The 7090-nt window shown below is 63.1% G+C and carries 8 protein-coding genes and 1 tRNA gene; all 9 read left to right on the top strand.

Features of this window, described 5'->3' with window-relative positions:
- Positions 1–787 (top strand): cell envelope integrity protein TolA (tolA, locus tag HBH1_RS24625; RefSeq protein WP_102664746.1); only part of this gene is annotated, 787 nt, incomplete at its 5' end.
- 3 nt (positions 788–790) lie between these two features.
- Positions 791–2077 carry a Tol-Pal system beta propeller repeat protein TolB gene (tolB, locus tag HBH1_RS24620; RefSeq protein ID WP_102664745.1) on the top strand — a complete coding sequence of 429 codons (1287 nt, stop codon included), beginning with the start codon at positions 791–793 and terminating at the stop codon, positions 2075–2077.
- A gap of 43 nt (positions 2078–2120) precedes the next feature.
- On the top strand, positions 2121–2639 hold the full coding sequence (pal, locus tag HBH1_RS24615) for a peptidoglycan-associated lipoprotein Pal (RefSeq protein WP_006464735.1): 519 nt from the start codon (positions 2121–2123) through the stop codon (positions 2637–2639).
- Between the two features lie 5 nt (positions 2640–2644).
- Entirely contained in the window at positions 2645–3400 is a 756-nt protein-coding gene (gene ybgF, locus HBH1_RS24610; RefSeq protein ID WP_102664744.1) for a tol-pal system protein YbgF, read from the top strand.
- A 119-nt stretch (positions 3401–3519) separates the two neighbouring features.
- Positions 3520–3595: transfer RNA gene (locus HBH1_RS24605), tRNA-Lys, on the top strand.
- Positions 3596–3805: 210 nt separating this feature from the next.
- Positions 3806–4489 carry a GntR family transcriptional regulator gene (locus HBH1_RS24600; protein WP_102664743.1) on the top strand — a complete coding sequence of 228 codons (684 nt, stop codon included), beginning with the start codon at positions 3806–3808 and terminating at the stop codon, positions 4487–4489.
- Between the two features lie 266 nt (positions 4490–4755).
- A complete protein-coding gene (locus HBH1_RS24595; RefSeq protein WP_102664742.1) occupies positions 4756–5838 on the top strand; it encodes a BMP family ABC transporter substrate-binding protein in 1083 nt (360 codons plus the stop codon).
- A 93-nt stretch (positions 5839–5931) separates the two neighbouring features.
- Entirely contained in the window at positions 5932–6561 is a 630-nt protein-coding gene (locus HBH1_RS24590) for a flavin reductase family protein (RefSeq protein ID WP_102664741.1), read from the top strand.
- Positions 6562–6569: 8 nt separating this feature from the next.
- Positions 6570–7049 carry a nucleoside deaminase gene (locus HBH1_RS24585; RefSeq protein ID WP_102664740.1) on the top strand — a complete coding sequence of 160 codons (480 nt, stop codon included), beginning with the start codon at positions 6570–6572 and terminating at the stop codon, positions 7047–7049.
- Positions 7050–7090: the final 41 nt, after the last annotated feature.

Genomic DNA, 7090 nt, shown 5'->3' with positions numbered 1-7090 from the left:
CACCCCGCCCCAGCCCGAACCGGACCCGGTGGTGGAACCGCCCAAGCCGCAACCGCAGCCCCAGCCTGAGCCCAAGCCTGTCCCGCCCAAGGTGATCGACGAACCCAAGGTCGAGAAGCCCGATATCGCCCTGGAAAAGGAAAAGAAGCGCAAGGAAGAGCAGGAGAAGCAAGAGAAACAGGAAAAGGCTGACAAGCTCAAGGCCGAGAAGGAAAAGGCCGAGCGCGAGAAGAAGGAGCAGGCCGAAAAGGACAAGGCTGACCGCGAAAAGAAGGACAAGCTGGAAGCCGAAAAGCAGAAGAAGCTGAAGGAAGAGAAACAGAAGGAAGAAGAGGCCAAGAAGAAGGCTGATGCCGAGAAGCAGGCTGCCGACAAGAAGAAGCAGCAGCAGGCCGCCGCCGACGCCAAGGCCGCCGAACAGCGCCGCCAGGAAGACTTGAAGCGCATGATGGGCCAGGCCACCAGCGCCACCGGTGGTACCGGCACGGCCGAGAAGTCGCAGGGTCCCAAGGGCAGCCCCGATTACGCCAACAAGCTGCGTGCCAAGATCCGCAGCAACACTGTGTTCGATAACAGCGGCGTGAGCGGAAACCCGGCCGGGGAGTACACTGTCGAATTGTTCCCGGATGGTAGCGTGCGCACGGTTCGTGTGAACAAACCTTCAGGCGTGCCGGGCTTCGACGAAGCCGTGCGTACGGCCATCATGAAGTCGCAGCCCTTCCCGGCCGACAAGGATGGCAAGGTACCGTCCAGCTTCACTTTCACCCATTATCCGAAAGATCAGTAAACGATGATTAAAGCCCGTTACCTGACCAGCATCGCCGCCGCCACCGCCGTGGTGGCCGGCCTGTCCTTCGCCCCGGCCTCGCAGGCGCAGATCCGCTTCGAGATCACCGGCGTGGGTGCTTCGCAGATCCCGATCGCCATCACCGCCTTCCCCGGCGAGGAATCGGCACCGCAACAGATCACCTCGGTGGTCAAGGCCGACCTGGCCCGCAGCGGCATCTTCAAGCTCATCGACAATGGCGATGCCCTCTCCGATTCCTCTGCCATCAACTATGGCGACTGGCAGAAGCGCGGCGCCAATGCGCTGGCCGTAGGTAGCGTCACGCGCCTGGCCGATGGCCGCTTCGATGTGCGCTACCGCCTCTTCGACACCGTGCAGTCGAGCCAGCTGTCGGCGCTCTCCATCGGCGCCCAGCCGCAGCTGCTGCGCCTGACCGCCCACAAGATCGCCGATGACATCTATCAGAAGCTGACCGGCATCCCCGGCATCTTCTCCACCCGCATTTCCTATGTGACCAAGTCCGGCAGCGAATATCGCCTGGAAGTGGCAGACGCCGATGGCGAAGGCACCCAGGTGGCGCTGCGCTCCAATGAGCCCATCATCTCGCCGTCCTGGTCGCCCGATGGCACCAAGGTCGCGTATGTCTCCTTCGAAATGAAGAAGCCGGTGGTCTACATCCAGAACCTGGTGACCCGCCAGCGCTCCATCGTGGCCAACTTCAAGGGCAGCAACTCGGCCCCGGCCTGGTCGCCGGACGGTTCGCGCCTGGCCGTGGCCCTGACCCGCGACGGCCTGACCCAGGTCTACGTGATCAATGCCGACGGCTCCGGCCTGCGCCGCCTGACCAACAGCGCCGGCATCGATACCGAACCGCAGTTCTCGCCCGATGGCGGCAGCGTCTATTTCACCAGCGACCGCAGTGGCGGCCCGCAGGTGTACAAGGTCGGCCTGGATGGCGGCTCGCCGCAACGCGTCACCTTCAACGGCAGCTACAACATCAGCCCGCGCATTTCGCCTGACGGCAAGACGCTGGCCTTCATCTCGCGTCGCGACGGCCTGTTCCAGCTCTATGCGCTGGACCTGACCAATGGCCAGGAGACCCGCCTCTCCGACGGCGGTCGCGACCAATCGCCCAGCTTTGCGCCCAACGGCAAATACATCATGTACGCGACGGAATCTGGTCGTCGCGGATCCCTGGCCGTCGTCTCCGTCGACGGCCGAATCAAACAGCGTCTCACGACGCAGGCCGGTGATATCAGGGAACCGACCTGGGGTCCGTTCATGAAATAAAGAAATCCAATATTGCTTTCATCACGACAAGGAGAAATCCAAAATGCGCACTATCAGTACCTTCGCCCTCATCGTCTCCAGTGCAGTCCTGCTGGCCGCCTGCTCGTCCACCAAGCTGGACGACAAGGCTAACGCTCCCGTGCAGAACGGCGCCAGCAACGGCGCTGACACCCGCTCGGTGGGCACCGTCAACGCCGGTTCCGTCGATCCGCTGAACGACCCGCAAGGCGTGCTGGCCAAGCGTAGCGTGTACTTCGACTACGACAGCTACACCGTCAAGCCGGAATACCGTACCGTCATCGAGAACCACGCCAAGTACCTGGTGGCGCACAAGGATCGCAAGGTCATCATCCAGGGCAACACCGATGATCGCGGTGGCGCCGAGTACAACCTGGCCCTGGGTCAGAAGCGTGCTGAAGCCGTCCGCAAGGCCCTGGTCCTGCTGGGCGTGTCGGATGCACAAGTGGAAGCGGTTTCCTTCGGCAAGGAAAAGCCCAAGGCACTGGGCCAGGATGAATCGTCCTACGCCGAGAACCGTCGCGCTGACATCGCTTATCAATAATCGACATGCATACCGCTTTCAAACTGAAATCGGTGACCGTGGCGGCCGTGCTGGCCGCCACGGCTTTCCTACCGCTTACCGCCCGTGCCGGCATGTTTGACGATGACGAAGCACGCAAGGCCATCCTGGACATCCGTTCCAAGATCGAAGCTTTGCAGCGCGACGTCGCCAACAAGGCCGACAAGAACAGTGTCCTGACCCTCTCGGACCGCAACGACAACCTGCAGTCGCAGATTGCCGCGCTGCGTGGCCAGATCGAGGTCTTGACCAACGAGATTACCAACGCCCAGCAACGTCAGAAGGACTTCTACGTCGATCTGGATGCGCGCCTGCGCAAGCTGGAGCCGCAGCAGGTCAGCGTGGACGGTCAGACCGTGGCTGTGGGCGTGTCCGAACAGCAGGCCTATGATGCGGCGCTGTCGCAATTCAAGGGTGGCGACTACAAGGGAGCAGGCAATGCCTTCGCCGACTTCCTGAAGCGTTATCCGCAATCCGGCTATGCCCCCTCGGCGCAATACTGGCAGGGCAACTCCCTGTACGCCCAGCGCGACTACAAGGGTGCCATCGCCGCGCAGCAAGTGGTGGTGAAGAATTACCCGGACAACCCCAAGGCCGCCGACGCCCTGCTCAACATCGCCAGCTCGCAAGCCGAGTTGAAGGACAAGGCAGCCGCCAAGAAGACCCTGGAGCAATTGATCGCCAAGTATCCGAACACCCCGGCCGCGCAAACCGGGAAGGAACGGATGGCTTCATTGAAGTAATCGCCAGTCAGCGCCGGCACCGTGTCGGCGCGTGACCGGCTGCAGAATGATTGGACATCAACACGTGGTGCCAGAGTGTTGACACTGTCGATAGAGTTTGCCTATAATAGCGGTCTTTCGGGTCGTTAGCTCAGTTGGTAGAGCAGCGGACTTTTAATCCGTTGGTCGCAGGTTCGAGTCCCGCACGGCCTACCAGAAATTCAGCAGTAGTCTCAAGAAAAAAGCCCACGTTGACGTGGGCTTTTTTCTTTTCATCTCCGTCCCTCGGCCCCTTCCCCCCCCGCCGTCGGGCGCACCCCTTGCTTATCCAGATGCGCCAGCCCGGCCGAGCCCGTGGCGCGTTATGATACCGCCGGCCTATGTATGCTCCTGCACGGCCAGCCACCCCGCAACCCACTCTGCCCAATGAAACCGCAACGCGCCGCCGACACACCGGAAACCCTCGACCAGACCGTCTACGAGGCCATCTTCAATGCCGTCATGCATGGCCGCCTGAAGCCCGGAACGCGCCTGCAGGAGGCCAGCCTGTGTGAGCAGTTCGGCGTCAGCCGCACGGTGGTGCGCCAAGCGCTGCGGCGGCTGTCGGAGCTGCGCATTGTCGACGTGGTGCCCAACAAGGGCGCCGCGGTGGCGACACCGGGACCGAAGGAGACACGCGATGTCTTCGCTGCCCGGCGGGCGATCGAGGGCGCCATCGTGCGCGAAGTGGCGCGCCACATCGACCACGGCGACGTCGCCAAGCTGCGGCAGCGCCTGCAGGCCGAGCACGCCGCGCTGCATGACGGCGACCACCCGCGCTGGGTCGCCCTGGCCGGTGGCTTTCACCTGGCGCTGGCGGAGCTGTCCGGCAACCAGGTACTGCAACGCATGCTGACCGAACTGATGACCCGTTGCTCCCTCATCGTCGCGCTCTACGAAGCCCCCGGTGAGGCCAGTTGCGAGCATGACGAACACAGCCGCCTGGTGGACCTGCTGGCGCTGCGCGATGGCAATGGCGCCAGCGCCGAGATGGAACGCCACCTGCTGGCACTGGAAGGCCGCCTGCGCCTGCCGGAAGAAAAGCCCGACGCATTGCGCCGCGCCTTCTGAGCCTCCTCCTAGTCCATTCGTCCCACATCCCTTACCGCCGATCACCGGCGTCGGACTGCCCACGTCTGGTGCACGACCAGCACCCTGGACGAGCAAAACGCCCATTTGGGCTCATTTTCAAAATTGTATACAATACATATAAATACAATATTCTATTTAAAATCATATAGATAATATAATTTAAAGGCTGGCATCTAAATTGCATGTATACGATCACAGCGAATTTTCGCCACTGATCCATCCATCCAACAAGGAGCCCCGCCGTGATGAACCGCCGTCAATTTCTGCTTGCATCCAGCGCCGCCGCCGTAGCTGCGTCCTCGCAACCGTTCGCCGCCCTGGCCGCTGCCCCGAAGCTGAAGATCGGCTTCATCTATCCGGGGCCGGTGGCCGACATCGGCTGGTCTTTCCAGCATGATCTGGGACGGCGCATGCTGGAAAAGGAATTCGGCGCCCGCATCGAGACGGTATTCGTCGAGCGCGTGCCGGAAACGCCGGAGGCCGAGCGTGTCATGCGCCAGCTGATCGATGACGGCTGCAAGATGATCTTCGCCACCTCGTTCGGCTTCATGAACCCGGTGCTGCGCGTGGCCAAGGAAAACCCGGACGTGATCTTCGAACACTGCTCCGGCTACACGATGGCGCGCAACGTCGGCCTGTACCAGACCCGTTTCTATGAAGGCGCCTATGTGCTGGGCACCATCGCCGGACGCATGACCAAGACCAATACGCTGGGCTACGTCGCGCCGATCCCGATCCCCGAGGTGATCCGCAACCTGGACGCCTTCGTATTGGGTGCTCGCAGCGTGAACCCCAAGGTCAACGCCAAGGTGGTGTGGATCAACGCCTGGTACGACCCCAGCCTGGAGCGCGATGCCGCGCAGACGCTGGCCGCGCAAGGCGCCGACGTGTTCTACCAGAACACCGACTCGCCGGCGCCGGTGCAGGTGGCGGAGAGCAAGGGCCTGTACGCCTTCGGCCAGGACTCCGACATGAGCCGCTTCGGCCCCAGGGCGCATCTGACCGGCAATACGCTGAACTGGGGCGTGTACTACGTCCACAAGGTGCGGCAGGTGCTGGAAGGCCAATGGAAGGCGGAGGACACCAAGTGGGGCATGAAGGAAGGTATCGTCCAGCTCGCCCCCTACAACGCCGGGCTGCCCAAGGAGGTGGTGGCGCAGGCGGAAGAGCGCCGCAAGGCCATCGTCGCCGGCACCTTGCAGCCCTTCGCCGGCCCCATCAACAACCAGGGCGGGCAGCTGCAGATCGCCGCCGGCCGCGCCGTACCCGAGTCCGAGCTCTGGACCATGAAGTGGTATGTGGAAGGCATCCAGGGCAAGCAGCCCTGACCCTGGCTACCGATACCGGCTTGCCTTGTTCGGGATAGCAAACGGGGCAAGCCGAAAGCTCACAATCGCTTCAAGGAATATGAAGAAAACGCCATGACAGAAATCGACTTCGCCGAACTCGGCGTCTACCAGCGCTACAAGCTGATGGCCAGCCTGATCGTGCCGCGCCCGATCGCGCTCATCACCACGCTGGGCGAAGACGGCACGGTCAACGCCGCGCCGTTCTCCATGTTCAACATGCTCGGCGAAGACCCGCCTATCGTGATGGTCAGCATCAACCGCCTGCAGGACGGCGCACTCAAGGACACCGCAGCCAACATCCTGCGCACCGGCGAGTTTGTCGTGCACCTGACCGACGAGGCCATGTGCGCGCAAATGGACGCCTGTGCTGCCACGCTGCCGCCACACCAGAGCGAGCTCGAGCACGCCGGCCTGCACGCCGTGCCGGCACAGACGATCCAGCCGCCGCGCATCGCCGAGGCGCCGGTCGCCTTTGAATGCGTGCTGCATGAAAAACTGGAAACGGCCAGCCGCTACATCTTCATCGGCCGCGTGCAATGGCTGGCCGCGCGCGATGGCCTGGTCGATACCGAACAATGGCGCGTGCGCCTGCAGGACTATCATCCGGTAGGCCGCTTCGGCGCCAGCTTCTACCTCAACGCCAGCGGCCGCTTCACGCTCGACAAAGCGCAAGCCGCCAGCACCCCGATCGACGAAATGTGAGGCCGTCCATGCGTATCCCCGTTCCCTTCAACGAACAGGACCACGCCGCCATGCGTCTGGCCATCGATGCCTCCGAAGAAGCGCTCAAGCGCGGCGATATGCCCTTCGGCGCCACCCTGGTCGCGCCCGACGGCAAGGTGCTGATGACGGCGATGAACAACCAGAACACCGCCGCCGACTGCACCGGCCACGCCGAAATGGTGCTGGTGCGCCGCGCGCAGAAAGAGCTGGGGCTGGAAGCCATGCGTGGCGCCACCGTCTACGCCAGTGGCGAACCCTGCGCAATGTGCTGCGGCGCGATGTTCTGGGGCGGCATCGGCCGCGTGGTCTATGCCGCCTCCACCGCGCAGATTGGCGACGCGCTGGGCGGGCCGCAACTTCCCCTGCGCGCAGCTGACGTGGTGCAAGATTCTGCACCTGCGGTCAGCGTGGAAGGCCCCTTGCTGGGCACCGAGGCAGTGGTGGTATTGCAGCGCTTCGGGGCCTGAAGGCGCAGTCCCGCCAGTCCCGCCCCCTCCCGTGCAGGCAC

The organism is Herbaspirillum sp. BH-1 (assembly GCF_002870055.1).
GTDB classification, from domain to species: Bacteria; Pseudomonadota; Gammaproteobacteria; order Burkholderiales; family Burkholderiaceae_D; genus Herbaspirillum; species Herbaspirillum frisingense.
Note: the sequence above shows the minus strand (reverse complement) of the source record. Positions and strands in the feature narration are given on the sequence as shown.

Bases quoted from the DNA above. Each gene is read 5' to 3' on its own strand.
- tolB (WP_102664745.1), top strand. From the start codon at position 791: ATGATTAAAGCCCGTTACCTGACCAGCATCGCCGCCGCCACCGCCGTG.
- pal (WP_006464735.1), top strand. From the start codon at position 2,121: ATGCGCACTATCAGTACCTTCGCCCTCATCGTCTCCAGTGCAGTCCTG.
- ybgF (WP_102664744.1), top strand. From the start codon at position 2,645: ATGCATACCGCTTTCAAACTGAAATCGGTGACCGTGGCGGCCGTGCTG.
- HBH1_RS24600 (WP_102664743.1), top strand. From the start codon at position 3,806: ATGAAACCGCAACGCGCCGCCGACACACCGGAAACCCTCGACCAGACC.
- HBH1_RS24595 (WP_102664742.1), top strand. From the start codon at position 4,756: ATGAACCGCCGTCAATTTCTGCTTGCATCCAGCGCCGCCGCCGTAGCT.
- HBH1_RS24590 (WP_102664741.1), top strand. From the start codon at position 5,932: ATGACAGAAATCGACTTCGCCGAACTCGGCGTCTACCAGCGCTACAAG.
- HBH1_RS24585 (WP_102664740.1), top strand. From the start codon at position 6,570: ATGCGTATCCCCGTTCCCTTCAACGAACAGGACCACGCCGCCATGCGT.